We start from the raw sequence: 25,635 nt of genomic DNA, 5'->3' as shown, positions 1-25,635 counted from the left end.
GACACAGCCCTCATGACCGACACCACAGCGAACCGGGCCGCCACAGCCCTGCGCTACCGCAATCTCGCCATCGACGCCTTCAACGCGGCCCAGGCCCAGTACGAGGTCGCGGTCCTCGACCACGTCACCGCGCGCATCGTCGAGGCGTACCCGGAGGCGACCCACATCACCTTCGACCACTCCCCCCACGACCGGACCATCGAACTGCACGGCCTGTGGACCACGCACCGGGGCGGGACGGAGGAACTGGTCCTCGATGTCCGCAGGGACGCCGACACCACCGCCCTGGACCTGGAGGAACTCGCCGACGACCTGAGCGACGCGCTCGCCGGACTCCACTCAGCCACCTGGAGCGCCGTACGCCCGGCCCCAGGACCGGACCGACGCCGGACGCTCGACCTTCCGCCGGCCGACCGGATCACGGGGATCGCCGAGCTCACCCGCACACACCATCCCCACGCCCAGATGATCACGGTCGAGTTCACCGGTGACACGTGCCGCGTACTCGACGCCGTCTGCGCGGACATCCCCATGAGCGAGGGCGGCGCCATCCGGCTGATCCGCGCCACCGATGAGTGCCCCCTGTGGCCGGAGAGCACCGAGAGACGGATCACGGCGCTCGCCCGGCAGATCCACGCCCTTCCGCACCTGCGTGCACGACACCTGGCGCGCTTCGGCGCCCCGGACGAGCACACGGCGTTCCTCCTGCTCCCCCAGACCGGCACCAACATCAACGCCGACAGCAAGTGAGGTGACATGCACATGACTTGCGAGCGCCCGTCAGGGCCATCCGTTCCCGCCACCCACGCCCAGACCATCGCGGCGAACGTGCTGAAGACCTGGCCGACGACCATCGGCCTGACCATCGAGTACGTCGCCCACCACGACCAGGGCCCGCACGGCTCCGTCACCTTCGCCATCGTGCGCGCCAGTGAGCCCTGGCCGGGCCAGGTCCTGATCCGCTGCGACGGCTACGGCCACATCACCCGCGGCTGCGAGCACCCGCGCCCCGACGGACAGCCCTGCTGGCACCCGTCGGCCTCCCACCTCTCGCTCCGCGACCCCGGCCAGTGCCCGCAGCATCTGCCGCCCCTCGCCGAACGCGAGTGGGTCCGGCACCCCGAACAGCCCCTCTACGGCCGCGTCACCCACGTCGACCCGGACGGCACCGTGCTCATCGACTTCGCGAGCGGCGAACTCGCCCTCCACGACACGCAGGTGCCCCGCGTTCCCCGGCACATCGCCGAGGAACTCGGCCGCGGCCCGGTCAACGGCCCCCGGCGCGTGCTCGACGAGTAGCCGGCGCTCCGCCCGGTGCCGTGTGCGAGACGCCACCGAGCGGCCGACCACCCCTCAGCCACAACGGAAAGAGATCCCTGAACATGAGCAACCACGCCGTGGTCACCCTCGACTTCACCAGACCTGTACACGCGCACGAACTGCGCCCCGGCGACGTGTTCGCCTTCCCCGACGCAGCGCACACGCCCCTCACCGTCGCCAACGTCAAGAAGACCGTCGTCTCGCCCGAGCTCACCCTCCTCACTCTGGCCCTCCGCGGCCGCACCGAGCCCCTCCACCTCCCTGCCGGCACCCCCGTCCGCCCCCTGCGCATGGTCCGCAGCGTCTCCTTGCCCTGCCTGCTCTGCCGCAGGACCCAGGACGTCGAGCTCGACCTCCCGCACGACGGCGAACCCCTCTCCCTCGTCTGCGGCGACCACATCCCCGACACGGCCCAGACGACGGAGGACAGGTGATGGCCCTCCACTACCTCAGCGCCGTGCGCCTCCTACGCCGCGCCGACGAGGAAAAGGCTCGCGCTCTGTACGCCGACGTCATCGAGGCCCTCGAACAGCACTGCACGGACGTGGGCGTGGACTGGTGCGGCAACGAGCTGAACATCACCGTCCAGCTCACGACCGACGGTGAGCAGTACGTCGCCGTCACCGGCCGCGAGTCGCTCCCCTGGCACAGCGACCGAGCCGAGATCGGCGGCTGGAAGGCCGTGCACATCGACAACACCTTCGGCACGGCGAAGGTCGTCTACGACACCACGACGGCAGAGGGCGACCCGACCGGCGACATGTCCCTCGAACCCCTCGCCGAAGAGGTCGGGGCGTACGTCAACGGCTGGCGCGCCGAACACGGCGGATAACCCGCCCCACCCACACCAACCAGGGGGCCGAGCCCACGCCATCGGTCGGCCCCCTACCCCACCCATGCCTCCACCACGAGCATCACGAGAGAGAGCACTCTTGTGCTGACCTTCACTGTTGGCAGCGGCCCGGCCCTCGAAGTCGCCGAGTTCGCCGACTTCGACACCGGCCAAGCCGTGTACCGCGTCACCGGCATCGGCGCCTTCACCCTCGGCTGGGACCCCGACCACCACCCCGAAGCCGACCAAGACCCCCTGCTGGAGATCCTCCAGGTCGCCTACGGCACCGGCCCGCTCGGCTTCCGCATGGCCGAGGCCCCGGTCATCTTCGGCATCACACTCGCCGGCACCGAGCCCTTCACCCGCACCGCCCTGGACGCCAGAGCCCTACGCCTCCGCCCGTACCGCCTCATCGTCAGCGCCCCGGTACGCGTCCCGCAGGGCACAGCCCGCCGGACCTCCGAGATCGTCTCCGCCCTGGCCCGACACTGGCTCGCCCAGCCCTGGACCCCGGAGTTGCGCCGCGCCCACGAACACCACTGCGCGCCTGACTCCCTGCACCGCTACGGCGGCCTCATCGCCCAACACGAGGAACGCATGCGCCGCCTCCACGAGGACCACGGCTACTACATCCAACGCGCCGGCCGCGCCACGTCGATCCTCCAGGCTGGCCCCGTTCCGGCACCCGCCGGTGCCCCACCGCACCCGTTCGCGTCGCCGGGCGCAACGACCGATCCGGCGGGGAAGTGAGCGCCATGGTCCAGTTCGATCTGTTCGGCGAGGTGGAGCAGAAGCTCGAAGAGCGCGCCAAGCAGCGCAAGGAGGAAGCCTCCAATCCGCCGAAGCCACCCTCCGCCCTCGCGTCACGCCGTAAGCGCATCGCCTTCCCTGGCGACCCGAACCGACTCGCTAGAGAAGTCGCCGAGAACGTCATCGCAGCCTGGTTCAGCCATTACGGCGGCAACCGCATGGATGTCCCCCTCGGCACCATCGCCGCGTTGTCCTTCTTCCGGGAGCCGCTCGTCAGCGACTGGCTCCTCACCCTCGAACCGGCCCAGCTCCCGCCACTCCTGCGCGAGATCTGGGGGTCCCAGTGGATGGCCCGCCCCGACCTCATCGAGGTCGCGCGTCCCCTGCACGACTGGGTGGAGGAGGACCCCGACGAGTACCAGCTGCGTGCCGTCCAGGCCGTCATCCATACGGCGATCTACAACGGGCTGTTCGACCTCACCGCCAGCGGCGACCCCTACGAGCGGTCGGAGGCCGACGTCCTGAGCCCCCTGCTTACGGGCCTACGCCACAAGAGCGACAAGAAGTGGCGCGGCGAATACCACACACCATCCTGTGTCACCGACCTGATGGCCGAGATTCTCGTCGGCGCCGACCACGGCCCCGCCATCCGCGAACCAGCCCTCGGAAGCGGCGGCATGTTCCGCTCCGTCGCCCAGACGCTGCGCAACCGCGGCCTCAACCCACACGACTACACCTGGTTCGGCAACGACATCGACCCGCTGGCCACCGCCTGTGCCGCCGTCAACGCGATCATCTGGGACCTCGGCCCCCGGACCGTCATCTGGCGCGCTGACTCCCTCGCCACCGACGACGCCGGCCTCTCAACGGCACTGGCCGAGCGCGAGGCGGTCATCAAGCACCGCAACGCGGTCGTGGAGCAAGCCCTGTTCGAGCACAGAGCCAGCCGGATGCTCCACGCCTTCAACCAGCTCCTCGACGGAGCGGCGGCGTGAACGTCGCCCCCGCACCACACCTGCACAACCAGGAGGGATGCTTCGTGAGCCCGACCAAGCCCACCGCAACTGACGACGAGGCCACCAAGAAGCAGCGCGTCTCCCCCGCCGACTTCGACGAGTTCGTCACCACGACCGTGGCGGCCCTCGGCGACGGCTGGACCGTGAATGCCGACGACAAGCCCCACCCAGACCTGTCCGCGTACCTCATCCACCTCGACGGCCGCCGCATCGGCATCAAGCACATCTGGCGCGGCGCGGCCGTCCAGACCTGGGCGCTCGACGTCCCGCCCCGTGAGTTCGACAACGACGGGGACGCTGAGACGTACGCCGACAGCCTCAAGCACCTGACCCCGGGGGTCCGTTACAACGTCGGCGTCTGCTTCACGAACAACCCGCCCGCCGCGACCACCGCACGCAACATCCGCACCCGGCTCCTGCCAGCCTTCGACGGCGAACGCCCGCCGTTGCGGGCCTTCCCGAAGAAACGCCCGCGCCGCGCCCCTGGCACGGGGAAGCACAAGGAAGCCGCCAACACCACAACGTCCAGTGACCCCACAAGAGCGGCAGACAAGCCTGAGTCAGCAACGGCCGCCACAGCCGCAGCGAAAGCACGCCGAACGACCAAGAGGGCTCAGCCCACTGAGCAGGAAACTGGGCTGAGGAAGAAGCCCATCCCCCGGACGCGGCGCTCCGGGGGAGCGGCCGCCAAGACGACCAAGGCGAAGGACGCCCCGGAAAAGAAGCCACAGCCGCCGGAAGCCACCGCCGACGAGTAATCACGTCTTGGGTGCGGGGCGCTCCCCAACAGCACCTCGCACCCTTGACATGTCATCAGACACTAGGACTGTCATAACACAGCTGGTTGGGATCGGAAGAAGCAGGCCGCCCTGAACCGCAGGCCCGCTCGTGAGACCGAACGCCGCGCCCGAGCCCGACCATCACACCGCCGCGTCGGGTCCCGATGTCGCTGAGGGCACTCCGGTGCCCTCACCTTTGACCACGACAAGCGAAGGTGCGTTCCCGGGGCGGCGCTTCATGCCCCTGGTGATGCGTTCCGCCCTTCATGTTGCACGGGCTCCGTGGAGCTGATCGGCTCTGGCGGGATCTGGACAGACTGTCCGTTGGGCGCCGTCATGGACCGCACCAGCCCGCCCAGAATCGCTGCTCGCTGGTCATGGCTCATGTCCACGTCGGCAATAAGCCGTTCCGCCGCGAGGTAGCGGGAGAACTCCAGTGGCTGGTCGAAGTAGGCGCGCAGGTGACCGGCCGATATCTCCTGCGAGCGGACGAAGGTCCTGCTCACGTACCCGGCAAGACCAGCGGCGGTAATACCGAGCGCCCCGGACACCACGCTGGCGGCAGTGGTAGTGGCCCGGAGTGCCAGCAGACTGAACCCCACAAGCAGGAGGAAACCCACGCCCATGGCGATCTGTGCGTTGCGGAAGGACCTCTCGGCCTGTCCGAGGGCGATCTGGTGATAGTGGTCAAGCCGAGCGTGCGTCACCTTCCACAACGCGGGCAGAGCAAGACCGCGGACCTCCGGGTCAGGCCGCGGCCCGTCCCCGTTGGCGGACCCGGCAGGCGTTTGCCAAAGGTCGCCAGGCAGATCAGGCACCCGCTCTCCGTCAGGGGGAGGCCCGCCCTCTTGCGCCTGCGGCCTGGAGCCGGTTTGGGCCGGATCACGCCTCAGCGCCGCCTCCAGTCCTTCCTCAGCCGAACGGACCCGCCTGCCGCTCTCCACTCGCTCCGGCGGGATACGTCGCTCGTACCAGACCATCGCCCCGGACGCCGCGACACCCAACACAAGAGTCCCCACAGCCACGACGTTCTCGGCCGACAGCCAATCGCCGGCTTGGGAGTCATCCTGTGTCTGGATCACCCGAGCATCCCGTAACTGCACTTTGTACTGGCAGTTCCCACTGCCGGACATAGCCAGCGACAACGTCACGGAATCCGCAGATCTCGCGATGGGCACCTGAACCGAGGTGCCGTCCACCGCGCCGCGCACACGCCAACTTCGGTCCGCGTGGCCGTCCGCCACGCGGATGTCCACCGGCTTTCCGTTCGCAGGACACGCTTCGGCACTGCCCGCCACCCGGTTCAGCAAGAGCGTCACGGCAAGCGAGTTGTAGCCGGGCGGCAGCTTGAAGTCGGCGAGCGTCTCTTCCCCCGGGGCCAAGGATGGCTGCCGTATGACGCCCGCCTGTATGGCGACAGGTCCGCCGTTGTCGACTCCGACCACGATGATCGCGGCGAGAGTAACAACGGCTGCGGTGAGCAGCATGACCATGAGACGAGCCGCACGGGAGAAAAGAGGCTGCCGGGTAGGGCTTTCCACCTCGGGCCGGGGATCCGCCATGCGATCAGCATGCCGACGCCGCCTGCGACGCGTCCACACCATTGGCGACTCTAGGCAAGGTGGAAATTTCACCGAGGAGCACAGCCGATCATGGAGGCCGAGCCGGAATCGGGGAGTCTTCGGCACCTCACACCCGTGACAACCTGCAGCCAGGGCGAGGGCCGTCGGCGCCCGCGTCGCCGCTTCGGCCTAGCGGCACCGGGCGGGCAACCCACAGCTGCCCACAAAATGGCCGGATCAGCACGGTTCGCAATTCGCGCACAACGGACATGAAACCAACGCTCCCTCTGCGGCGGCCGGGAAAGTAACCCGCCCGCAAAGGCCGAGCGGTGCTCAGGGAATCGCGAGACCGGGCCCCACAAGGCCCGTTGGTCAGCCCCGGTCGGCCGAGCACATCACTCGGCCTCGACGGGGACGGGCTGGGGACAGAACGGGGACACGAGGTCCTGGTGGGGACAGTGCGGGGACGTAGTGCTTGGTACGACGGAGGACCGACAGGGACTGCCTGGGACTCACCGGGACACCATCCGTGCAGGTCAGAGGCTATTTCGAGGTCGGTGGAGACACCTCACCGCCATCGAGGCTGGTCGAGCCGCTCTCGCCCCACCGCCCCCAAACTCGATCTTGTCTTTCTCCTAAAGCGGGTGTCGCAGGTTCGAATCCTGCCGGGGGCACAGCGCGTTACCGCTCTGACCTGGGACTTCTCTCCCAGGGAGGGGTTCTATTCGGCCTCGGACTCCTGGTCCGGGGCCGTTTGCGTGAGCGGTGCGTGAGCGGACGGAGAGTTGATCTCCGAAATTTCTCCCAACGGATCAGCACCGTTCGGCACGGACTCCGGGCCGGGCTTCTCCGCGTCGCCGGGTTCGGGTGCCGCTTCGGGGGCGATGTTTTCGGAGGTGGCGGGGGCGCGCGGGACGAGCCGGGCCGCGGCCTCGGCGATCGCCAGGTCCGCTTCGGGGAGCAGGCTTGTGTACGTGTCGGCCGTGATGGTGATCGAGGAGTGGCCGAGCATCTCCTGGATGTCCTTCAGGTCGGCCCCGGCCGCGTGGGCGAGGGTCGCGGCACCGTGGCGCAGATCGTGGAGCCAGACCGGCGGGAGGCCGACCTCCTCGTACAGCTCGATGAACCGTCGCGTGACGTTGGCGGGGTGGAGCAACTCGCCGTTCTCCTTGGTGAAGACGCGTCCGGTCTCCGCCCAGGCGCTCTCCCACTTTTCGCGGTCCTTGTCCTGCTGGGCACGGTGCTGCTTGAGGGCCTGGACCCTGTCGGAGTCCAGCGCGATGGTCCGCGCGCCAGCGTCGGTCTTGGGATCGTCCTCGTACACCTCCCAGCCGTCCACGACGAGTTGCTTGGCGACGGTGATGAGACCGGCATCCAGGTTGGTGTCGGTCCACTTCCGTCCGCACGCCTCGCCCCGTCGCAGTCCGCGGAACGCGATCAGGTGGAACAGGGCGTACAGGCGGTCCTCCGCGACGTGGTCGAGGAAGAGGCCGGTGTGTTCCGGCGTCCAGACCATCACTGACGACGGCTTCTCGCCGGTGCGCTTCCAGTGGAGGATGCGCTCCTCGGTCCACACGAGAGCCTTGGGCCGCTTGCCCGCATCCGGCTCGACGTGGGCGGCCGGGCTGAAGGTGATGAGCTGCTGGGCGATCGCAGCGTTGACTGCGGCCCGCAGGGTGGAGCGGACGAACTGGCGTATGGCCGGACCCACGGTGCGGCGGTAGGGCTCCATCTCCTCGATGGGCGCCTTCATCACCTCACGGCGGGGGACATTGCCTTCGTCGATCTCGACATTGACCTCGAACATCTCCGGAACGAGAAGCTGGCCCTTCGTCGACCCAAGGGAACCTGAGCACAGTGGTGACAGGATGGCCCCATGGTGCTTCAGGTGGGGGTCAAAGCGCTCCAGAGAAGACGAGATCAACTGCGCGACTCAGCGGAGGCGGTTGACTCGAACAGCGCGCTTGGAGACGTGGCCACGGTCTGTCTCCTCCTGTTCTACGCCGCCGAGTGCGGGCTCAAGGAGCGGCTGCTCGTCCGGCAGGGGCACCGCGACTCTGCGGCTTTGGATGCCACCCACGACCTTCGCAAACTGGCCAAGGAATTGCGGCTGCCTCGGGTCATTGGTGCGCACCTCGACCGGCTTCAGAGTCGCAAGATGCACCCGCCCACGCGTGGCTCCGTCGCCCTGGCCGATCTACATCAGGCATGGCGCTATGGTGCAAAGCTTGACCCGGCGGACGAGAAGGAAGCCCAGGAAGCGCTTCGCGCTCTGATCAGCTGGTGCGAGCAGGACTAAGGGGTAGGAGTACATGGTCGTGGCCGAGCTAACTGATCTGGAAGGGCTGGCTCCCCCCGAGCATCTCTTCACTTGGGTGGACGTGGAAGAGCACCTGGCTCTCCTAGCAGTAGCGGGCCGGTGGCCGCGTTGGCTGCAAGCGGCGGATGGCTGGTGGGACGGCCTAGAGCTCGTTGTCACACCTGGTACGGACCCCGAAGAAGTGAAGCAATGGTTGGACGAAGCTTTCGGAACAGGTTCGGCCGAATGGCGCGACTCCACGCTGGTGCTGGCGCTCGACGATCCGAGGGCGACTGAGGTTGTTGGCTTGCCCATCGTGCTCAGCCCCGAACCGGAGAACCTAAACCAGCCGCGACGTGTCCCGCTGCTGCGGGAGAAGCACATCACTCCGCAGCTGGCGCACCCGCTGGAAAGGCCGGCCGACGAGTCCTTTGCTGGCGACGTACAGCTAGTGGCATTCCATTCATTCAAGGGCGGAGTCGGACGCACGGTCCACGCGGTTGCCATGGCTGACGCCGTGGCCCAGCGCGGCGGGAGCGTCCTGCTGATCGACGCCGATCTTGAGGCCCCCGGAATCACGTGGATGCACAGAGCCCAAGGGGGGCAGCTCGACTTCTGTTATGAGGACCTGCTCGCCCTGTTGCAGGGAGCCGAGGACGGCAGCTGGTCGGCGGCCGTGGACATCGCCGCCGCTTACCTGCCAAATCAGCAGGTCGGTCGGTATGCCAGTGGAGGGCGCGTGACCGTGGTCCCGACCAGCCGAAGGCCACTGCTTGGCCCACCCCGGATCGACCCAGCGGATCTGCTCACACCGGGCCGCTCCCCGTACTTCTTGACCGAAGCACTCGTGGCGCTCGCCGCCCGTGTCGGCGCAGACACCATCGTCATCGACCTGCGTGCGGGAGCAACCGAGTTGTCCGCCCCAGTTCTGCTTGACCCCCGGGTCCAGCGCGTGTTCGTCACCACCCTGAGCCACCAATCGCTCGCCGGAACCGAGAGACTGCTGCGGCAACTGGGACGCCAGGCACCGACCCTGCAGGGTATTGATCCGGCAAGCTCTGTGATCATCACGCAGTACCGGCAGGATGTGCACGAGGACCAGGCGGAACGCGCACGTAATGAACTGGGCAGCGCGCTTTTCGCGTCGCTCAGGCGGCCGGCCACCGAACCAGGCACTGAGCCCGACGACACCGGTGAAGTAGACACCGACCTCCTTTCCCAGCCACTACTCAGTCCGTTTCGAGAAGAGCTACTCGCACTCCCCTCCTCCTGGGACGCTGTGATGCGAGTGCTGGAAAGCAGCAAAGTAGCCGAGGCCCTAGAGCCGATTGTGCCCACTCTGGTCGCTCCGGCTGCCCCTGCCTCAGAGGAACTGCCGGAGGCTGTCGACCACACCACGCTGCGTAACCGACTAGCGGACACCGCTCGACGGTTCATCTATGCCGAACGAGAAGGCATGTCGTCGGCCAGTGGCTTCCTAGTTACCGATCCGCTGCGCAGGTTGCTGGGAGATCACCGTACAGAGCCGCCCGTAGCGCTCGTGGTGGGTGCCAAAGGTGCAGGCAAGACCTTCATGTACGCGAAGGCATGTGCAGCCCAGTCGTGGGACAGGTTTGCCGAGCAGTCCGGCATCGAGGGCGTTCAACTAACTGTGCCTGTGGTCCCAGTGCTTGAGTCGGACAGCCTGGAGTATGACGACGTAACAACACAGGACTTGCGTGATGCATTCGTGGCAGGACACAGCGAGGAGTCGGGCCACGGTGCTACCTCTCAGGAAATCAAGGACCGGCTGAAGACGGGCCTCACAACGCTCGATGCACAGGACGATCTTCAATGGCGGCATTTGTGGCTTGAGTGCCTGGCTATCGCGGCAGGCGTACGGCCACCTGACAGCAGCAGTGCGGAAGCCGCCCTGACCGACCTGGGCAAGCGAGCGCGGGCTGTGTTCGTCATCGACGGGCTTGAGGACCTGCTGCAGTCGCTCGACAACGAGTCCAAGCGCACGGCACTGCGCGTGTTGCTGATCGACGTTCTCGCCTGGCTGCGCTCGCTGCGGGGGCGTCCTCTTGGGCTGGTGGTTTTCGTCCGTCAGGACCTGGTGACGCGGGCTGTGCGCCAGAACAGTGGGCAGCTTTTGGCTCGGTACGAGCCGTACGCGCTGCGCTGGGACAAGGAAGAGGCATTGCGGCTCGCGTTGTGGGTAACCGCTCACGCTGGCGCGCTGCCTACACCCGTGGATGAATCCCAGATCACTGAGCTGTCGTACGACAACCTCGTTGAGACCCTCATCCCAGTGTGGGGCTGGAAGATGGGAACAGAGAAGTCCAAGGAAGCACGTTCTCACCTCTGGGTGCCCGCTGCCCTCGGAGATTTCAATGATCAGGTGCAAGCCAGGGACGTGGTCGTGTTTCTATCCGAGGCAGCTCAGTTGTCGATTCCCCAGACAGCATGGGAAGACCGTGTGCTGGTACCCGGGGCCATGCGCAAGGCGCTGCTCGCCTGCAGCACAAATAAGATCGACTCGATTCAGCAGGAGAATCAGGAAGTCGGCGAGCTGTTGAGCCGACTACAGCAGGTACGCCAGCCAGTGACGGTGCCCTTCGAATTGGATGAGGTGGAGATCTCAGTTCAGGAAGCGGATTTCCTCGTGGACTCCGGGGTCTTCGCCCGAGGCAACGATGGTCGCTACTGGGTTGCCGAGATCTACCGACACGGTCTGGGGTTCGGAAGCGAGCGCAGAGCCAAGGTGCTGTGGCGACGATGACAGCACTGAAAGTGTCCGGCCAGTCGCGAAGACGTCGCTTTACCACAAGGTCTACGACTGTAGGACACACAGGCAGGCTGGCCTGCGGAACGGATGTAGCACACATGACAATGAAAAACGCCACGAACACGTGAGAACTACGGAGTAGTGTTTCTCCAGGCCAGACGTACTAGAGCCAGCGTTTCTGCAGGTCACAGCCCTGCCCAGAGGAAACTCCTAAAGCGGGTGTCGCAGGTTCGAATCCTGCCGGGGGCACACGACCAAGGGCCAGTTCAGGGGCGTGATCCCCTCGAACTGGCCCTTTGCCGTGATCACGGCCGTGCCACACATGTGCCAGATGGCCCGCTACGAGTCCGCATCGCCCCGCTCCTTACGGATCATCGAGCCGAGCCGAGCCGAGCCGATCGGCGATCTCGCGGTCGCGGCCGTTGACCATGTGCTGATAGATCAGCGCCGCGCGGGGAGTGCGGTGCCCCATTCTGGTCATCAGCTCACGCAGGCTCGCGCCGGACGCGGCGAGCGTGTTCCCCGTGTGCCGAAGATCGTGGAAATGGGCATCCACCGTGCCCCCGGCATCCTTCCTGGCATCGGATCCAGTCGTCCCGGAAGTTGCTCCGCCGCAGCCGACCGCCCTGGGGACCGAGGAAGACGTGCCCGTCACGACCACGCCCGGCGAAGACGTCGAGACGCCGCTTCGCGTCCGGCAGGAGTTCGGTCGGGAAGGACACCGGCCGGACGCCGGCATCCGACTTCGGCGTCTTGTCGAACAGAGCTCCCGACTGCATTTCCGCCTGGGAGCGCCGGACCATGAGCGCCGCCTGGTCCGTGTCGACGTCGCGACGGCGGAGCGATGCCAGCTCGCCGAACCGCGGTCCGGTGAAGGCCGCAAGGAGGACGAGGAGGTGGTAGCGCGGGGCGATCAAGCCCCGGCTGCGCTTCCGCTCCGCCGGGCGCGCTCCTGGCTCCGCTCCGCCGCCGCTCCTGCCTTCGGCCCGCTCCGACGGGCCGCGCCAACGCGCGCCCACGACGAGAAGGCCGAGGCATGAGGGAGCTCCCACACAGACGCCGGCGGGGCTGGTCGCAGTGGGCTCTGGGCTCTACGATCACGCTCCTGATCGCTGGGGAGCGATCGAAACGAGGGGGGAATCATGGACTTCTTGATCGGCATCCTGTTGATCGTTTTCGGTGCACCGGCCGTCGGGCTCACAGGTCGGTGGATTGAAGGTGCTGGCCGGGAAAACCTCGGCAGGGCGATCTCCATAGGCGGGTACTTGGCGGTGCTCGGCATTGCGGGTTGGCTGATCGTCCGCAGTTTCTGAGCGCCACGTCCAGGTCGTTCGTGCCACACGCGTGCCAGATCGGGCGGGGACTCACGGGGAACTCCGGCGCTCCCAGGCACCCGACAGCAGAGCCGCCCAGGACAGCAAGCCCGCAGGCCAACCCAGCTCCCGACCAGCCTCGCTCCTTAAAGCGGGTGTCACAGGTTCGAATCCTGCCGGGGGCACCAGGTCAGAGACCACGGAGCGATCATGTCCGGGGCCTCGGACAGCCGCGTCGGGCATCAACGGCGCTGGGCGCTGGCGACCGGGGCCTTCTGAGCAGTCGGTCCGATGTGGTTCATGACCGCACGCCGGGTCTCCTGCCCGCCGTGCGTGTACACGTTCATGGTGGCGTTGATCCGGAAGTGACCGAAGATCTCCATCACCACGTGGGCGCGATTCCTGCCGTTGTGAGGAGGGTGTTGAGTGGCTCGGGGCACGCCCAGGACGGGCGTGCCCCTGTGTAACTGCGGTGACCGCTACCGAAGCACGATGATCACGATGCTCCCGTTGACGATTCGGTGATCGAAGCGGTTGTCGAAGCGGTTGTCGAAGCGGTTGTCGAAGCGGTTGTCGAAGCGGTTGTTGAAGCAGAACCCCGGGTGATTGAAGCAGAACCCCTGGTGGTTGAAGCGGAACCCGCCGTGGTCGGAGCAGCGCCAGTCGTTGTTGCCGAAGCACCAATTGGTGGGCGCCTGGGTGTGCACGGCAGGGGCTGCTGCGGCCGTGCCGGCTGCGCTGATCGCAGCGCCGCCGGCCATCAGAATGCCGGCAGCGAACGTCGCGCCGAGACGTCTTGCGCGTTGTGCTCGCATGATGGATACGCCCTTCCTTCCGACGTCTCGCGCGGCTCTCGGTGGCACGAGATGGATGGCTGCAGCTGCGGAGCACGTCCCGCATCCAAGATCCCGCTGTACTGGACCGGCCGATCGGGTGCGCACTCCCAGAATGCGACCTACTTCCAGTACGTCCGAAACGTTCTTTTGGATTGCCTCCAGGCGGACCGGCGGGGTAATGCCGGCGAGATCCACAGCAGTCGGCCGTCCGGACCGGTCGCCGACCGCACGCTCACCCCGTACCGGCGGCGCTTGCGACCGCCGCGATGACGGCGGCGGCTGAGGCCACGGTGATCAGGTTGGTGCGGGACTTCTTCTCAGGTGGTGCCGGACTGTACGACGGCATCGGCGGTGGGCTGGCCTCGGTCACCGTTCCCCCAGGGGCAGTTGTTCGGTACGAGGATGGGCGGCCGGAGATCCGCAGCCGGAGCGTGTGTCGTCCTCAGCGTTCTTCGGCGAGCCACTCGGCGAGGGCGACAAGGGTGCTCTCGACGCTGACCGTCATGTGACGGCGGAGCGCATCCAGGTCGGCGCGGGTGGCGCCCAGCACCGGATCGAGGCGGAGCAGTCGCCAGGACTGCTGGACGACGGTTCCGCGCCCCTGCGGGGTGAGGGTCCATTCCCAGTGCACGATGCCGTTCTCCGCGCCGCCGACGACGAAGCCGAAAGCCGTCCCGGGGTCGGCTCGCACGATCTGGGAGCGGCTGGTCCACACCTCGCCGTTCCTGCGGTTACGGCCGCTGAACCAGGCACCGCCCCAGGGGCCGGCATCCGGGTCGAAAGCGACGTCGTCGGCGTCGGGGCTCCAGCGGCTGATCGCGGACACCTCGCTGACCAGTTCGTAGACGAGGGCGGGCGCGGCGTCGACCCACGTGCGCCTGGTGAAGGCGAAGTCGGCCGCGTCCAGCCCCTCGAAGGGAGCGTTCTCGGTGGTGGTGCTCAAGGTGGCCTCCTGGGTGAGCGCGGGGTGCCGGATTCGGTGCCTCCCACTTCATCGGGGATGCGGGCGGGGAACCTGACCCGCCGTTTCCTATCCACAGCTGGGTCAGGCCGGGTGTCGTGTGGCGGCCCATACTCGGAGCCATGGACGGAAAGACGCAGCTCGGAGACTTCCTGCAGACGCGGCGCTCCCAGCTGCGCCCGGAGGACATCGGGGTGCCCACCTACGGGGAGCGCCGGCGGGTGCCGGGGCTTCGGCGCGAGGAGCTGGCGCTGCTGGCGGGGGTGAGCACCTCCTACTACACCCGGCTGGAGCAGGGACAGTCGCAAAGCGCGTCGCCCGAGGTTCTCGATGCGATCGCCGGGGCGCTGCGGCTGGACGAGTCCGAGCGGCGGTACCTGCACGACCTGGCCCGAGTGGACAGGCGGCGCACGCGGGGGCGGCGGCCGGCGCCGGAACGGGTGCCGGAGGCGCTGCGCCAGTTCCTGGAGGTACTGGGCGACGTTCCCGCCATCGTGCTCGGCCGACGCAGCGACGTGCTCGCGTGGAACCGCCTGGGCCATGCGCTGTTCGCCGGGCACCTGGACTTCGATGCCCCTGACCGGCCGGCGCAACGTCCCGACATGGCCCGGCTGGTGTTCCTCGACGGCCATGTCCGTGACCTGTACGCGGACTGGCCCAGCAAAGCGAGGGCCGTGGTCGGCAACCTGCGCCTGGTAGCGGCCCAGTGTCCGGAGGACGCGGCACTGCACGCACTCCTGGGCGAACTGTCCGCGAAAAGTGCTGAGTTCGCCTCGATGTGGGCCGACCACCGGGTCAAGGCCTGTGCCGTCGCCGAATACGAGATGCGCCATCCGCTGGTCGGGCCGCTGACCGTCATCCAGCAGACCATGAGCAGCGGGCAAGGTCCCGTCGTCGTGGTCGCCACCACAGAGGCGGGCTCGCCGTCGCGGGCCGCTCTCACCCTGCTCGCCCAGGCCACCGGCGAGTGCGCCGCCCGGGCCGGCCTGTCCTCCGACGCGGTGCAGCCACGGCCCCGCGCCGACAGGGGCTGACACCCACACCATCACCGGGCGTTGCCTCAACGAGCCGACATCCGTCCTCTGCCCGAGCCCCAACCCTGCCCCGCCTTGTCTCAAGGCTCCCTCGGGACACCACCCCGCAGGCACAACCCGCCTACCCCGGCTCATGCGTCGGCGTGTTGCCGCCGCATGCCTGAAAACAGCCCGAAGACGAGAAAGAAGACGAGAAAGAAGCCATGTTCAAGAAGCTCTCCATATCCGCCGCGGCGGTCGGCGCACTGGTCGCCGCCGCTGCGACAGTGCTCAACCCCGCTCCCGCCTCCGCCGCCTCCGCGCCGCTGAGCGATGCGCGGATCGCCGCGCACTTCGACCTGGCCCAGGGCCGGACACCGGAGAACGTCGCCCTGGCACCGGGCGGCCGCGCGTACGTCACCTTCGCCAAGGCCCGCCAGATCGCCGAGGTCTCCCCCAAGGGCACCGTCCGGATCCTGGCCACCATGCCCGAACCCGCCGACGGCGGCGTCCACACCCCCGCTCTCGGCTTCCCACTGACCGTCGGCATCACCCGAGCCCACGACGGAACCCTTTACTTCCTGTACGCCACCGGCACCGCCGACCTCACCGGCGTATGGCGGATGCGCCCCGGCGGCCGACCGGAACGGATCGCCGCGCTGCCGGCGGACGGCCTGCCCAACGGACTGGCGCTGGACGCGCGCACCCACACCCTCTACATCGCCGACTCCGTGCGCGGCACCATCTGGAAGGTGCCCACCACCGGCGGCACCGCGACCGCCTGGTCCACCGCCCCCGAACTGGCCCCCGCCGGCTTCCTCGGCGCCAACGGGCTGAAGGTCCACAACGGCGCGGTCTGGGCCACCAACCTCGACCGGGGCACCGTCCTGCGCATCCCCGTCCTGAGGGGCGGACGCGCCGGCCAGGCGCAGACTCGGGCCGACGGCATGCCCGGAATCGACGACATCGCCTTCACCGGCCGCGGCGACCAGTTCCTGGCCGCCCTGGACGGGTCGAACGAGGTCGCGCTCGTCCAGCCCGGCGGCAGCCACTCCACCGTGCTGAGCTCGGCGGACGGTCTGCAGAGCCCCACGTCCATCGCCCTGCACGGCGACACCGTCTACGTGCTGAGCGCCGCCTGGAACACCGCCGAGGATCCCAACCTGGTCCTCGCCCGCCTGGCCAGGTAGGGCAGCAGCAACAGGAGAGCCCGGGTGAACGCCGTCGGTGCTGGTACCGGCACCGACGCGGCATCGCAACGCCCAGCTGTGGGGGACAGCCCGCCGGGCGTTCAGAAGGCGACGCGGACACGTCCACCGTAAGTTCCGGGGTGCACGTCGCACGACGTGAGACGTCAGCCGTGGCGCGCACCCCGGCCCCGGTCATGGCGGGCGGGCCACAGGCGCACACGTGGCGTTCGGTGATGCCGGGGTCCAGTCGGTGCAGGCTGCCCGGACCGAACGTTGGGGTGCCGCCCTCGCCGGTTCTGCCGGTGAGCAGGTGCAGCGTCGGCCTCGCTGCGCGCCCGGTACAGGACGACGACGTGACCAGTCGCCTCCTCCAGCGGGGCCCGCACGGGCGTGATCCCCACACCCTGGCGATCAGCAGGGTGCTGGGCCGGGTCCGGTGCAGCGAGGTGAACGCCCCGTACGGTCCCTCGGCGAAGGAGCGGCTGCCGACCGGGACGTTCCACCCGGGTGCGCCAGGCGCCGAGGGCGAGGACGATCCACCCGGCGAGGATGGCGATGTTCGGCGTGGCGAAGACGCGGAAGGCGCCGTAGCCGGCGGAGACCGCTTCGGTGGCGGGCTCGACCCCCTGGGAACGCACCAGTTGGAAGGCGAGATGGTCCACCCCCGCGTGGAAGGCGCGGGCGAACAGTCCGGACATCACCAGGACCCCGCCCCACAGACCCCAGCCGGCACTCCGCGCCCCGATCCGTGCGGCCACGACCGCCACAGCGGGCCAGAGCAGCAGGTTGCCCGCGGCGAAGAGGCCGTACGCGGTGGCCCTCAGGGTGGGGTGCCGCTCGTACGCGGCGAGTTGATCGGGGAGGAAGAAATCGGGGAGGAAGAAGTGGAAGCGCGCCCGCAGCAGCGCGCCGGTCAGCATCAGGAGGGGGCCGAGCAGCATGGCGGTGCCACCCCACCCAGCGTCCGGGGAAGCCGGTGGCCTCCGACCGCTCCACAGGCAGCGCGCCACGCAGTCGGGCGCCGATCGTTGGGGCCGGGACGGCCGGGGACGTCCTCGGATTCGTCATGCTGACGACGATGCCCTCGCCGTCCCCTGCCGGGCGTCGGACCAGGAGCCGAACTGCTGGGTCAGTCCTGGGCACGACCCGGCGGGCCACCGGACAGGCACCTCCTCCCGCCCGCCGCACGAGCAGCTGATGCCTTGCCAGGAGGACATCCCGGCGGAACACATGTGGCCATGACCGTACGTGATCAGACGGTGTCCCGATCTGGCTCGGCCATGGGAGCGCCGGGGCTCGTCAGAGCTTCCCGCCGATCTCGCAGGCCCGGCACGGCGGTCGCCCGCAGGTGCACTGCATGATGGCGTCGAGGACCTGGCGGTCGTGGTAGAGGCACTCGTCCTTGCAGGTGTGGCGCGGGATGAATCCCGCCGGGATCTCGCCGGGCCACGGCTCGTGGCCGTCCCGGCAGCGGACGAACCGTTCGGGGTCGGCGGAGTGCAGCTCGTGCATGCTCGACCGTGCCTCGTCCTCCAGCTCACGCACTCGCTCCACCAGAGCCTTGAGCTCGGCAGCGATCCCGGAGTACCGGTCGGCGCCGGTCCTTACGTGCGCGGCCCGCAGTGCCATCGCTGCGTTGCCCAGAAACCTGCCGGCGTCCTGAAGGTCGGTCACGTGATGCATCTGAATGCCGGTCACGCCCCGGACCCACACTGCGTCCATGCTCACTGATCCACCTTCCCGGCGTTCGCCTGGTCTTCTTATGAGAGATTAGGCGCGGCGCCGGAATCTCCGCATAACGAAAAACTCTATATTTATGGACGCTAAGGCTTTCACCCGGACCCGTCCAGTAAATGTTGGGTGAATCGGCTCACAGCCGGGTGGTGGATCTTCTATTCAATCTGCAGCTGATTTCCTGCCCACCGGACGTCACCCCGTCCGTGTCGGTCACCCCGCCCGTGTCGGTCGTCCGGCGACCGTGTAGGAACTCGCTCCCGTCCCGGCGAGCGCACCCCCTTCGACGATCAGGTACTCCGGGCGGATGGGGCGACCGTCGAGCCAGCACTCCAGGATCTCCCGCGTACCGGCCGCGTAGCGCGCCTGCGCCGAGAGGGTCGACCCGGACACGTGCGGCGTCATCGCCTCGTGGGGCATGGTGCGCCAGGGATGGTCGGGCGGTGGCGGCTGCGGGTACCAGACGTCACCGGCGTAGCCCGCCAGTCGGCCGCTGTCGAGAGCCCGCACCACGGCGTCCCGGTCGACGATGAGCGCCCGCGCGGTGTTGACGATGTACGAGCCGCGCCTCATGGTCCCGATCAGGTCGTCGTCGAAGAGGTTCTGCGTCAGCGGATGCAGCGGGGTGTGGATCGAGAGCACATCGACCGAGGAGGCCAGCGAACGGGCGTCGGGATGCCAGGTCAGCTCCAGTTCCTCCTCGACCTCCCTGGCCAGCCGGCGCACGTCGCAGTAGTGCAGCCTGACGTCGAACGGCTTGAGGCGGCGCAGCACCGCCTGGCCGATGCGGCCGGAGCCGAGGACGCCGACGTCCATGCCTTCGAGGTCGTAGGCGCGCGAGACGCTGTCGGCGATGTTCCAGCCCGTCTTGGCGGTCACCCACTCGTGGGCCGGCAGGTAGTTGTGCACCAGGGTGAGAATCTGCATCACGGCGTGCTCGGACACGCTGATGCTGTTGCTGAACGTCACCTCGGCCACGGTCATGCCGTGGGCGATGGCGCTCGGCAGGTCGACGTGGTCCGACCCGATCCCCGCGGTGATCGCGAGTCTGAGCCGGGGGGCCGCGGCGATGCGTTCGGTGGTCAGATAGGCGGGCCAGAACGGCTGCGAGACGACCACGTCGGTGTCCGGAAGCTCGCGGTCCAGGGTGGAGTCCGCTCCTTCCTTGTCGCTCGTGACGACCAGCGTGTGACCCCGGTCCTCCAGGAACCGGCGCAGCCCCAGTTCTCCTGAGACGCAGCCGAGGAGGTGCCCCGGGGTGAAATCGACGGCCTGCGGGGTCGGCGCGGTCTGACCGCCCGGATAGCCGCTGATGGTGGGAATCTCGTCGCGGGCGTAGTCGGGGGGATAACCGCCCACGGGGTCCGGATAGAGCACCGCAAGGATTTTTGCCATGACGTCCTCCATCGGTGGAACACCGATGATCTTGAATTTTAGTCGAGTTTGCGTCACCACTGCAATGCCCTGGGATAATGGGGAGGTGTTCCGGCGGACAGGGATGCGGCTATTTCGATGGGGTCGGTGACGGAAGTTCGGGAGCCGTTCCGCGCACGTCTGCGCGGGGGCGTCCTGGCGGCGGTCGCACTGGGCGGCCTGCTGGGCGGGACGGCCCGTTACGCACTGGTGCTGGCCTTCCCCGTGCCCGGGGCGGCGTTTCCGTGGACGACGTTCGCCGTCAACGTGTCCGGGGCGTTCCTGCTGGCGCTGCTGCTCGTGTACGTGTTCGAGATCTGGCCGCCGACCCGGTACGTGCGGCCGTTCGCCGCCGTCGGCTTCCTCGGCGCCTTCACCACCTTCTCGACCTGGATGGTCGACACCGATCGGCTGCTGGGCCACGACCACTGCACGGCCGCGGCGCTGAACATCTTCGGGAGCCTCTTCGCCGGCCTGGCCGCCACCGTTCTGGGCCTGGCCGTCGGCAGGCTGACAGCGGCCCGGCGCAGTCGGCTCGACGCGCGGCGAGGGCGTGCCCGCAGGTACGGGTGGTGGGTACGGTGATCATCCTGCCGGCCGTCGGGGCGGCGGCCGCCGTCGGGGCGGTCGCGCGTTACGTACTCGACCAGTACGTGCAGTACCGCAGCCCGGGCGCGTTCCCGCGCGGCACCTGGCTGATCAACGTGACCGGCTCGTTCGTGCTGGGGCTGCTGGTGGGCCTCGGCGCACGGCACGCACTGCCGGAAGAGGTCGTGACCATCGGCGGCGTCGGTTTCTGCGGCGGCTTTACCACGTTCTCCACGTTCAGTTACGAGCTGGTCCACCTGTGCGACAAAGGGCTGGTCGGCAAATCCCTGCTGTACGCCGTTTCGAGTATTTCGGTGGGGCTTGCGGCGGCAGCGTCGGCGTTCACCATCGGGTCGCTGTGAGGCTGCCACGAGAAGGTCCATGCCCGGTCGTCCGGTACTTGACACCGGGATTTACGAGACGTCTCCTTGAAGGTAGGAAATGCGCTGTGGCGTGCGCTGGCCGGGTGCGCGAACGGGCACTCGGGTTTCCGGCGTCCACCGGCACGCGGAGGCTGCTGATGGCAACCTACGAATATCTGTGCAGCCGATGTGGGCCTTTCGACGTGAGGTTGGCGATCGGGACGGCACCCAGCACATACGGCTGTCCTGAATGTACAGGCGCTGCGAGACGTGTGTACTCCTCGCCCGGCATCACGCTGACCTCGAAAGCGGTCACCGCCCTCCATGCCCGGGAGGAGCAGGCGCGTGAGGCCCCGGCAGTGGTCTCCCAACTGCCGCCACGCAGAACGGTGCGACCGCACCCCGCGCTCTCGCGGCTGCCGCGTCCCTGAAGGTGGTGGTCGGCAAGGCAGAACGTCTCATGTGGGTTCGGCACCGGAACACGACGTCGTTCCCATAGCGGTGTGCGGATTGCGGAATCACGCAACGCGGGCCTGGAGGGGCCGTGTCCCCGGCGGCTCATCAGCGGCTCCGGCGCCACGCGATTCCACTCCCCACGCGGACTGAGGAGGTGTGTCCCCGTGGGAAACGTGGGACTGCTCTTTGTCGGTGCGGTGCTCTTCATGAACGGACTGCTGCTGCTCGGGAAGGTCGATACCCGAGCCGGCGCGGTGTTCAACCTTTTCATAGGCGCACTGCAGGTACTGACGCCGACTTACCTTATCTTCACCGCCAACGACGACCCCATGAAGATCCTGGCGGCGTCCGGCATCTACCTCTTCGGGTTCACCTACCTCTATGTAGGTGTCAGCCTGCTCGCCGATCTCGACAGCACCGGCGTCGGCTACTACTCGCTGTTTGTGGCAATTGCCGCCCTGGGATATTCGTTCGTCAATTTCCGACTCCTGAAGGATTACCCCTTCGGGGTCATCTGGCTCTACTGGGCCTACCTGTGGTTCCTGTTCTTCCTGCTGCTCGGTCTCAAGAAGGACGACCTCAAGGTCTATACCGGGTGGGTCACGGCGATCGAAGGCTGGGTCACCGGTGTGATTCCCGCCGGGCTGCTGCTTTCCGGCTACTGGAAGCACCCCACCGAGATCGCCATCGCACTGGCGGTCTTCGGCGTCGTGGTGTTCGCGGGGCTGTGGCCGCGCACCCACAGAACGCCCCGGCCGACCCCAGCGGCTCCGCGGGTCGGAGGTGCGGGCGCGCCAACGTGACCGGATCAGAATCTAGGAGTTCTCATGCCTGAAATCCTCTTCAGCGTGGACCACAGCAAGTCGATGCGTGAGCAGGCCGTGCCCGGCCACAACAGGTGGCACCCGGACATCCCCACCGTCGCCATGGTGAAGCCGGGAGCGGAGTTCCGCATGGAGTGCCGCGACTGGACCGACTGCCAGGTCGGCAACAACGACACCGCCAACGACGTACGCGACATCGACCTGACCATCCCCCACATGCTCAGCGGCCCGATAGGCGTGGAGGGCGCCGAACCCGGCGACCTGCTCGTCGTCGACATCCTCGACCTCGGCCCCGTGCCGCAGCAGACCGGGGACGCGGCGGGACAGGGCTGGGGCTACACCGGCATCTTCGCCAAGGCCAACGGCGGAGGCTTCCTGACCGACTACTTCCCGGACGCCTACAAAGCGGTATGGGACTTCCACGGACAGCAGGCCGTCTCCCGCCACCTTCCCGGGATCCGCTTCACCGGAATCACCCACCCCGGGCTGTTCGGAACCGCCCCGTCCACCGAGATGCTCGCCCGCTGGAACGCTCGCGAGCAGGCGCTGATCGACACCGACCCGAACCGGGTCCCGCCACTCGCCGTACCGCCGGACAGCACCAACGCACTCGCGGGCACGGCCACCGGAGACCTCGCCACGCGCATCGCCGCGGAAGGCGCACGCACGGTGCCGGCCCGCGAGAACGGAGGCAACCACGACATCAAGAACTTCACGCGCGGTTCGCGGGTCTTCTACCCCGTACACGTCAAGGACGCCAAGCTCTCCGGAGGCGACCTGCACTTCAGTCAGGGCGACGGAGAGATCACCTTCTGCGGCGCCATCGAGATGGGCGGATTCATCGACTTCCACGTCGACCTGATCAAGGGCGGCATGGAGACCTATGGCATTTCCACCAACCCCGTGTTCATTCCGGGCAACGTCGAGCCGAGGTACACGGAGTTCCTCACCTTCATCGGAATCTCCGTCGACCACGACACGGACACGAACTACTACCTGGACGCGACGCTGGCCTACCGCCGGGCCTGCCTCAACGCCGTCGAGTACTTCAAGAAGTTCGGCTACAGCGGAGAGCAGGCCTACCTGCTGCTCGGCTCCTCTCCCATAGAGGGACGTATCAGCGGCATCGTCGACATCCCCAACGCCTGCTGCTCGCTGTACGTGCCTACCGCTATGTTCGACTTCGAGGTCCGTCCCAGCGCCGCCGGACCGACGAAGGCCGACCGAGGCCAGTGCGCGCTGGCCACGGCCTGACCTGATCCCGGTTGCAGCCCCGCGGTCCGGGCCGCGGGGCCGCAGCCGCATCAGCGCCGTTCGCCGCGCGCTGCGGAGGATCAGTCGGGCAGCCGGTCCAGTGGCCACTCACCAAGTTTCAGGCTGTCAACGTCGTGGATCGTCTTCTCGGCAGGTTGGGACGGCACTCCGTCCAGCGATACACCCGCGTCGCACGTCGGCAGGACACGGTGCACAGCGTGCGGCGGCACGGCGTAGGCGTGGAGTGCGGTCCTGGCCGGGATCCTGGAGCGCCGCGCCAGAGGACCGCCCGGCGGCGAGCCGCTGATGGGAACGGCCGGCCGCGCGACCAAGGCCTCATCGACCTCGCCGGCCGCTGCCCCGCGCGCCGTACGGTCGTCTCCGGAACGGATTCAGCATTCCGGTTCAGGCCAGGCCGAACTTCTCGGCGTGCACCTGTCGCGCGGGGGCCCGCAGGTCTCGCAGGCCGACGAGCACGGCCCTGGCCTGTTCGGTTCCACCGGCCTCTCCCATAGGCGGCGGACGTCCCCCGCGAGCGGCCGGGCAAGACGAGCTGGGTGTGCGCGACGACGATCAGCCACGTCCAGCGGTCTGCCGCTTCCGGGGTACGGAGCTTCGGGCGGGTCCAGCCGAGCGACCACACGGTCGGCACTCTCTCGTCGTACTGCCCGAGGGTGGGTCCGCTCAGTCGCCGGGGTCGTACTGCAGCGACGACGGGCGGGCCGTGGAGACGGCGGGCATCGTGGTGCCCGCAGCTGACTGCGAGACCGTCTGTGAGGTCCCGATCAGCCGGTAGCCCTGTTGATGACGCTTCTTCGGAAATCCCCACCCACCCGTCACCGTCACGCACCCCCCTCATACGATCATGCGCGGTGCGGCACACCGCGCTCGACTGGGCGGGCAACGGTGGGGGAAACATGGGGCTCTTCGGCTCGCGAGGCCGGCGTAAGGCCATACCGGACGATCCGGCGCTCGTGGCTGCGGCTGCCGAGAATCCCGGTGGCAGCGTCGCCGAGATCGACCCGACGTATATCGACGACCCGGACGGCTACGTACCTCCTGAGGCGATCCGTGGCGCGTGGTTGGTGGACAGCAGCGGGCAACTGACAGGTGAGTACCAGGAGAATCCCCGTCACGGGGTGCCGCAGGACGACTTCGGCAAGCTCACTGGTCCCGATCACTGGCTTGGCTGGCTCGGCGACGATCCCGCGACCGCCGTCCGCAAGGGCATCGAAGAGTCCTTGCGCGCTCAGGTGGCGGACGCGGTGGTCGAGTGGGTCAAGATCCTTGAAACGCCCCGGTTCCTCACGGGTGGGCGCCGGCATTCCGAGGACGAGCAGGTCATGTTGGTCACCCGGGCGGCACTGGCCGCGCCGTTTGCGTTGTCGGTGCGCGCAACGCAGCACGGGCGTTCCATCCTCCTGGGGGTGTTCTCCTGGGCCGCGGTGAACCTCTCACGGCCCGAAGCCCGCAAAGACCGGCGCTGGTTTGACCTCGGCGCCGGGCTGGACTGGGCCGGTGAACAACTTCGCACGAGGATCTACGAGATGGACGATGCGGACGGCACCGGCGAAGGGTAGAGCGGCAATGCCGCACCGTGTGCCGCGCGGATGACATCTCAGGTCTCCCTGCCGGGGGCGCACCGGGACTCCCAGGCCGGGGAGGGGCCGGGGCCTTCTCCTTGGGGAGCGGCCCTCGATGTCTCATACGCCCTGGGCCGTGACGTCGGTGATCTCCACGGACACGTTCGTGCCCGCCGAAGCGGTGCTGATCAGGGACGGCGTGTAGTTCAGGGTCGTCCGGTCCGACAGCTCGGCGGTCTCGATGACGGGGCCCGACTCGTCGCCGTGGATCTCGTAGGTGATGTCGTAGACGGCGTCCGGGTCGATGTCCTCGCTGTCCTCCAGGTAGGTGAGGTCCGGCTCGACCGTCACATTGCAGCCGGCCGTCCCGAAACACTGCCGCTTCGTGGTTCGCAGTTCGATGGTGAAGCTGTCGGCCGTCACCTCGTCGTACGACGGCACGGGGGACGGAGTCTGCGGGGCGCCGGTCTTCGGCTTGGCGAGCACGGCCGGCTTGCTGCCATGGCCGGAGTGCACGACGGCCAGTCCGGTGCCGACGACCGCCGCGATGACGGCGGCGGCCGAAGCCGCGATGATCAGGTCGGTGCGGGACTTCTTCGCCGGTGGTGTCGGGCTGTACGACGGCATCGGCGGTGGGTCGGCGTCTGTCATGGTTCCCCCCAAGGGCAGTTGTTCGGTTCGTAGTTCGTGGTTCGTAGTTCGTAGTTCGTGGTTTGCAGTTCGTGGTTTGCAGTTGGTGGTTCGGGTTCGAGGGTGGGTGGGCGGTGGGCGGGAGTCCGC

Annotated in this window: 28 protein-coding genes, 1 tRNA gene and 1 pseudogene; 20 read left to right on the top strand and 10 right to left on the bottom strand. The window is 68.0% G+C overall.

Features of this window, described 5'->3' with window-relative positions:
• The first annotated feature begins 12 nt into the window (after window positions 1–12).
• The 7 genes from ACGF5O_RS21765 to ACGF5O_RS21735 all read left to right on the top strand — a co-directional run bounded on the left by ACGF5O_RS21765 (window position 13) and on the right by ACGF5O_RS21735 (window position 4,676).
• Window positions 13–750, top strand: a complete 738-nt coding sequence (locus ACGF5O_RS21765) for a hypothetical protein (protein ID WP_393811491.1) — start codon at window positions 13–15, stop codon at window positions 748–750.
• A 12-nt stretch (window positions 751–762) separates the two neighbouring features.
• Entirely contained in the window at window positions 763–1,299 is a 537-nt protein-coding gene (locus ACGF5O_RS21760; RefSeq protein ID WP_393811490.1) for a hypothetical protein, read from the top strand.
• An 83-nt stretch (window positions 1,300–1,382) separates the two neighbouring features.
• The gene (locus ACGF5O_RS21755; protein ID WP_393811489.1) at window positions 1,383–1,754 is read left to right on the top strand and encodes a hypothetical protein; all 372 of its coding nucleotides are present in this window, start codon (window positions 1,383–1,385) and stop codon (window positions 1,752–1,754) included.
• Entirely contained in the window at window positions 1,754–2,152 is a 399-nt protein-coding gene (locus ACGF5O_RS21750; protein ID WP_393811488.1) for a hypothetical protein, read from the top strand. Before ACGF5O_RS21755 ends, ACGF5O_RS21750 begins: the two co-directional genes overlap by 1 nt.
• A 102-nt stretch (window positions 2,153–2,254) precedes the next feature.
• Window positions 2,255–2,902 (top strand): hypothetical protein, encoded by a 648-nt coding sequence (locus tag ACGF5O_RS21745; protein WP_393811487.1) that lies wholly within the window; start codon window positions 2,255–2,257, stop codon window positions 2,900–2,902.
• A 5-nt stretch (window positions 2,903–2,907) separates the two neighbouring features.
• Entirely contained in the window at window positions 2,908–3,897 is a 990-nt protein-coding gene (locus tag ACGF5O_RS21740) for an N-6 DNA methylase (protein ID WP_393811486.1), read from the top strand.
• A gap of 44 nt (window positions 3,898–3,941) precedes the next feature.
• Window positions 3,942–4,676: a hypothetical protein gene (locus ACGF5O_RS21735; protein ID WP_393811485.1), complete on the top strand. Its 735-nt coding sequence runs from the start codon at window positions 3,942–3,944 to the stop codon at window positions 4,674–4,676.
• 257 nt (window positions 4,677–4,933) lie between these two features.
• Here the strand turns inward: ACGF5O_RS21735 and ACGF5O_RS21730 are convergent, their stop codons facing one another.
• Window positions 4,934–6,184 (bottom strand): hypothetical protein, encoded by a 1,251-nt coding sequence (locus ACGF5O_RS21730; protein WP_393811484.1) that lies wholly within the window; start codon window positions 6,182–6,184, stop codon window positions 4,934–4,936.
• 648 nt (window positions 6,185–6,832) lie between these two features.
• On the opposite strand from ACGF5O_RS21730, the gene ACGF5O_RS21725 reads away from it, so the two are divergent.
• Window positions 6,833–6,933 (top strand) — tRNA-OTHER (locus tag ACGF5O_RS21725).
• A 47-nt stretch (window positions 6,934–6,980) separates the two neighbouring features.
• On the opposite strand, the gene xerC is transcribed toward ACGF5O_RS21725, so the two are convergent.
• Entirely contained in the window at window positions 6,981–8,066 is a 1,086-nt protein-coding gene (gene xerC, locus ACGF5O_RS21720; RefSeq protein WP_393811483.1) for a tyrosine recombinase XerC, read from the bottom strand.
• A 69-nt stretch (window positions 8,067–8,135) separates the two neighbouring features.
• On the opposite strand from xerC, the gene ACGF5O_RS21715 reads away from it, so the two are divergent.
• Window positions 8,136–8,558 (top strand): hypothetical protein, encoded by a 423-nt coding sequence (locus tag ACGF5O_RS21715; RefSeq protein ID WP_393811482.1) that lies wholly within the window; start codon window positions 8,136–8,138, stop codon window positions 8,556–8,558.
• 13 nt (window positions 8,559–8,571) lie between these two features.
• On the top strand, window positions 8,572–11,322 hold the full coding sequence (locus ACGF5O_RS21710; RefSeq protein ID WP_393811481.1) for a KGGVGR-motif variant AAA ATPase: 2,751 nt from the start codon (window positions 8,572–8,574) through the stop codon (window positions 11,320–11,322).
• A 370-nt stretch (window positions 11,323–11,692) separates the two neighbouring features.
• Here ACGF5O_RS21710 and ACGF5O_RS21705 read toward each other — a convergent pair whose 3' ends face one another.
• Window positions 11,693–11,884 (bottom strand): hypothetical protein, encoded by a 192-nt coding sequence (locus ACGF5O_RS21705; protein ID WP_393811480.1) that lies wholly within the window; start codon window positions 11,882–11,884, stop codon window positions 11,693–11,695.
• A gap of 586 nt (window positions 11,885–12,470) precedes the next feature.
• On the opposite strand from ACGF5O_RS21705, the gene ACGF5O_RS21700 reads away from it, so the two are divergent.
• Window positions 12,471–12,641, top strand: coding sequence for a hypothetical protein (locus tag ACGF5O_RS21700; protein ID WP_393811479.1), 171 nt, complete (start codon window positions 12,471–12,473; stop codon window positions 12,639–12,641).
• A gap of 242 nt (window positions 12,642–12,883) precedes the next feature.
• Here ACGF5O_RS21700 and ACGF5O_RS21695 read toward each other — a convergent pair whose 3' ends face one another.
• The 3 genes from ACGF5O_RS21695 to ACGF5O_RS21685 all read right to left on the bottom strand — a co-directional run bounded on the left by ACGF5O_RS21695 (window position 12,884) and on the right by ACGF5O_RS21685 (window position 14,420).
• Window positions 12,884–13,030, bottom strand: coding sequence for an integrase (locus tag ACGF5O_RS21695; protein ID WP_393811478.1), 147 nt, complete (start codon window positions 13,028–13,030; stop codon window positions 12,884–12,886).
• A gap of 90 nt (window positions 13,031–13,120) precedes the next feature.
• Window positions 13,121–13,456 (bottom strand): hypothetical protein, encoded by a 336-nt coding sequence (locus tag ACGF5O_RS21690; RefSeq protein ID WP_393811477.1) that lies wholly within the window; start codon window positions 13,454–13,456, stop codon window positions 13,121–13,123.
• A 463-nt stretch (window positions 13,457–13,919) separates the two neighbouring features.
• A complete protein-coding gene (locus ACGF5O_RS21685; protein WP_393811476.1) occupies window positions 13,920–14,420 on the bottom strand; it encodes an SRPBCC family protein in 501 nt (166 codons plus the stop codon).
• A gap of 140 nt (window positions 14,421–14,560) precedes the next feature.
• On the opposite strand from ACGF5O_RS21685, the gene ACGF5O_RS21680 reads away from it, so the two are divergent.
• Window positions 14,561–15,472, top strand: coding sequence for a helix-turn-helix domain-containing protein (locus tag ACGF5O_RS21680; protein WP_393811475.1), 912 nt, complete (start codon window positions 14,561–14,563; stop codon window positions 15,470–15,472).
• A 203-nt stretch (window positions 15,473–15,675) separates the two neighbouring features.
• Window positions 15,676–16,641 carry a hypothetical protein gene (locus ACGF5O_RS21675; RefSeq protein ID WP_393811474.1) on the top strand — a complete coding sequence of 322 codons (966 nt, stop codon included), beginning with the start codon at window positions 15,676–15,678 and terminating at the stop codon, window positions 16,639–16,641.
• Between the two features lie 164 nt (window positions 16,642–16,805).
• On the opposite strand, the gene ACGF5O_RS21670 is transcribed toward ACGF5O_RS21675, so the two are convergent.
• The 3 genes from ACGF5O_RS21670 to ACGF5O_RS21660 form a co-directional block, all read right to left on the bottom strand.
• The gene (locus ACGF5O_RS21670; RefSeq protein ID WP_393811473.1) at window positions 16,806–17,582 is read right to left on the bottom strand and encodes a hypothetical protein; all 777 of its coding nucleotides are present in this window, start codon (window positions 17,580–17,582) and stop codon (window positions 16,806–16,808) included.
• A 358-nt stretch (window positions 17,583–17,940) separates the two neighbouring features.
• Complete coding sequence (locus ACGF5O_RS21665; RefSeq protein WP_217555020.1) at window positions 17,941–18,363, bottom strand: hypothetical protein; 423 nt, start codon at window positions 18,361–18,363, stop codon at window positions 17,941–17,943.
• A gap of 225 nt (window positions 18,364–18,588) precedes the next feature.
• Window positions 18,589–19,770, bottom strand: coding sequence for an NAD-dependent formate dehydrogenase (locus tag ACGF5O_RS21660; RefSeq protein ID WP_393811472.1), 1,182 nt, complete (start codon window positions 19,768–19,770; stop codon window positions 18,589–18,591).
• A gap of 126 nt (window positions 19,771–19,896) precedes the next feature.
• On the opposite strand from ACGF5O_RS21660, the gene ACGF5O_RS21655 reads away from it, so the two are divergent.
• From ACGF5O_RS21655 to ACGF5O_RS21625, 7 genes and pseudogenes are all read left to right on the top strand, one after another.
• The gene (locus ACGF5O_RS21655; RefSeq protein WP_393811471.1) at window positions 19,897–20,373 is read left to right on the top strand and encodes a fluoride efflux transporter FluC; all 477 of its coding nucleotides are present in this window, start codon (window positions 19,897–19,899) and stop codon (window positions 20,371–20,373) included.
• The gene (gene crcB / locus ACGF5O_RS21650) at window positions 20,361–20,738 is read left to right on the top strand and encodes a fluoride efflux transporter CrcB (RefSeq protein WP_393811470.1); all 378 of its coding nucleotides are present in this window, start codon (window positions 20,361–20,363) and stop codon (window positions 20,736–20,738) included. Before ACGF5O_RS21655 ends, crcB begins: the two co-directional genes overlap by 13 nt.
• Window positions 20,739–20,896: 158 nt before the next feature.
• Window positions 20,897–21,169 (top strand): FmdB family zinc ribbon protein, encoded by a 273-nt coding sequence (locus ACGF5O_RS21645; RefSeq protein ID WP_393811469.1) that lies wholly within the window; start codon window positions 20,897–20,899, stop codon window positions 21,167–21,169.
• Between the two features lie 189 nt (window positions 21,170–21,358).
• Window positions 21,359–21,997 (top strand): AmiS/UreI family transporter, encoded by a 639-nt coding sequence (locus ACGF5O_RS21640; protein ID WP_393811468.1) that lies wholly within the window; start codon window positions 21,359–21,361, stop codon window positions 21,995–21,997.
• Window positions 21,998–22,021: 24 nt separating this feature from the next.
• The gene (gene fmdA / locus ACGF5O_RS21635) at window positions 22,022–23,272 is read left to right on the top strand and encodes a formamidase (RefSeq protein ID WP_393811467.1); all 1,251 of its coding nucleotides are present in this window, start codon (window positions 22,022–22,024) and stop codon (window positions 23,270–23,272) included.
• Window positions 23,273–23,969: 697 nt separating this feature from the next.
• Window positions 23,970–24,068, top strand: a pseudogene (locus ACGF5O_RS21630) (GntR family transcriptional regulator); the annotation flags it as partial.
• Between the two features lie 76 nt (window positions 24,069–24,144).
• On the top strand, window positions 24,145–24,852 hold the full coding sequence (locus ACGF5O_RS21625) for a hypothetical protein (protein WP_393811466.1): 708 nt from the start codon (window positions 24,145–24,147) through the stop codon (window positions 24,850–24,852).
• A 123-nt stretch (window positions 24,853–24,975) separates the two neighbouring features.
• Here the strand turns inward: ACGF5O_RS21625 and ACGF5O_RS21620 are convergent, their stop codons facing one another.
• Window positions 24,976–25,506 carry a hypothetical protein gene (locus ACGF5O_RS21620; RefSeq protein ID WP_393811465.1) on the bottom strand — a complete coding sequence of 177 codons (531 nt, stop codon included), beginning with the start codon at window positions 25,504–25,506 and terminating at the stop codon, window positions 24,976–24,978.
• Window positions 25,507–25,635 lie beyond the last annotated feature (129 nt).

Source organism: Streptomyces sp. NPDC048291 (assembly GCF_043201715.1).
In the GTDB taxonomy this organism is placed as follows: domain Bacteria; phylum Actinomycetota; class Actinomycetes; order Streptomycetales; family Streptomycetaceae; genus Streptomyces.
The sequence above is the reverse complement of the archived record's forward strand: the minus strand, read 5'-3'. Positions and strand labels throughout refer to the sequence as shown.

Excerpts from the sequence above, each read along its gene's own strand:
- ACGF5O_RS21680 (WP_393811475.1), top strand. The coding sequence starts at position 14,561 with ATGGACGGAAAGACGCAGCTCGGAGACTTCCTGCAGACGCGGCGCTCC.
- ACGF5O_RS21750 (WP_393811488.1), top strand. The coding sequence starts at position 1,754 with ATGGCCCTCCACTACCTCAGCGCCGTGCGCCTCCTACGCCGCGCCGAC.
- fmdA (WP_393811467.1), top strand. The coding sequence starts at position 22,022 with ATGCCTGAAATCCTCTTCAGCGTGGACCACAGCAAGTCGATGCGTGAG.
- ACGF5O_RS21765 (WP_393811491.1), top strand. The coding sequence starts at position 13 with ATGACCGACACCACAGCGAACCGGGCCGCCACAGCCCTGCGCTACCGC.
- ACGF5O_RS21660 (WP_393811472.1), bottom strand. The coding sequence starts at position 19,770 with ATGGCAAAAATCCTTGCGGTGCTCTATCCGGACCCCGTGGGCGGTTAT.
- ACGF5O_RS21760 (WP_393811490.1), top strand. The coding sequence starts at position 763 with ATGACTTGCGAGCGCCCGTCAGGGCCATCCGTTCCCGCCACCCACGCC.
- ACGF5O_RS21755 (WP_393811489.1), top strand. The coding sequence starts at position 1,383 with ATGAGCAACCACGCCGTGGTCACCCTCGACTTCACCAGACCTGTACAC.
- ACGF5O_RS21730 (WP_393811484.1), bottom strand. The coding sequence starts at position 6,184 with ATGCTGCTCACCGCAGCCGTTGTTACTCTCGCCGCGATCATCGTGGTC.
- ACGF5O_RS21645 (WP_393811469.1), top strand. The coding sequence starts at position 20,897 with ATGGCAACCTACGAATATCTGTGCAGCCGATGTGGGCCTTTCGACGTG.
- ACGF5O_RS21620 (WP_393811465.1), bottom strand. The coding sequence starts at position 25,506 with ATGACAGACGCCGACCCACCGCCGATGCCGTCGTACAGCCCGACACCA.
- ACGF5O_RS21690 (WP_393811477.1), bottom strand. The coding sequence starts at position 13,456 with ATGCGAGCACAACGCGCAAGACGTCTCGGCGCGACGTTCGCTGCCGGC.
- ACGF5O_RS21675 (WP_393811474.1), top strand. The coding sequence starts at position 15,676 with ATGTTCAAGAAGCTCTCCATATCCGCCGCGGCGGTCGGCGCACTGGTC.
- ACGF5O_RS21710 (WP_393811481.1), top strand. The coding sequence starts at position 8,572 with ATGGTCGTGGCCGAGCTAACTGATCTGGAAGGGCTGGCTCCCCCCGAG.
- ACGF5O_RS21665 (WP_217555020.1), bottom strand. The coding sequence starts at position 18,363 with ATGGACGCAGTGTGGGTCCGGGGCGTGACCGGCATTCAGATGCATCAC.
- ACGF5O_RS21700 (WP_393811479.1), top strand. The coding sequence starts at position 12,471 with ATGGACTTCTTGATCGGCATCCTGTTGATCGTTTTCGGTGCACCGGCC.
- ACGF5O_RS21670 (WP_393811473.1), bottom strand. The coding sequence starts at position 17,582 with ATGCTGCTCGGCCCCCTCCTGATGCTGACCGGCGCGCTGCTGCGGGCG.
- ACGF5O_RS21715 (WP_393811482.1), top strand. The coding sequence starts at position 8,136 with ATGGTGCTTCAGGTGGGGGTCAAAGCGCTCCAGAGAAGACGAGATCAA.
- ACGF5O_RS21740 (WP_393811486.1), top strand. The coding sequence starts at position 2,908 with ATGGTCCAGTTCGATCTGTTCGGCGAGGTGGAGCAGAAGCTCGAAGAG.
- xerC (WP_393811483.1), bottom strand. The coding sequence starts at position 8,066 with ATGTTCGAGGTCAATGTCGAGATCGACGAAGGCAATGTCCCCCGCCGT.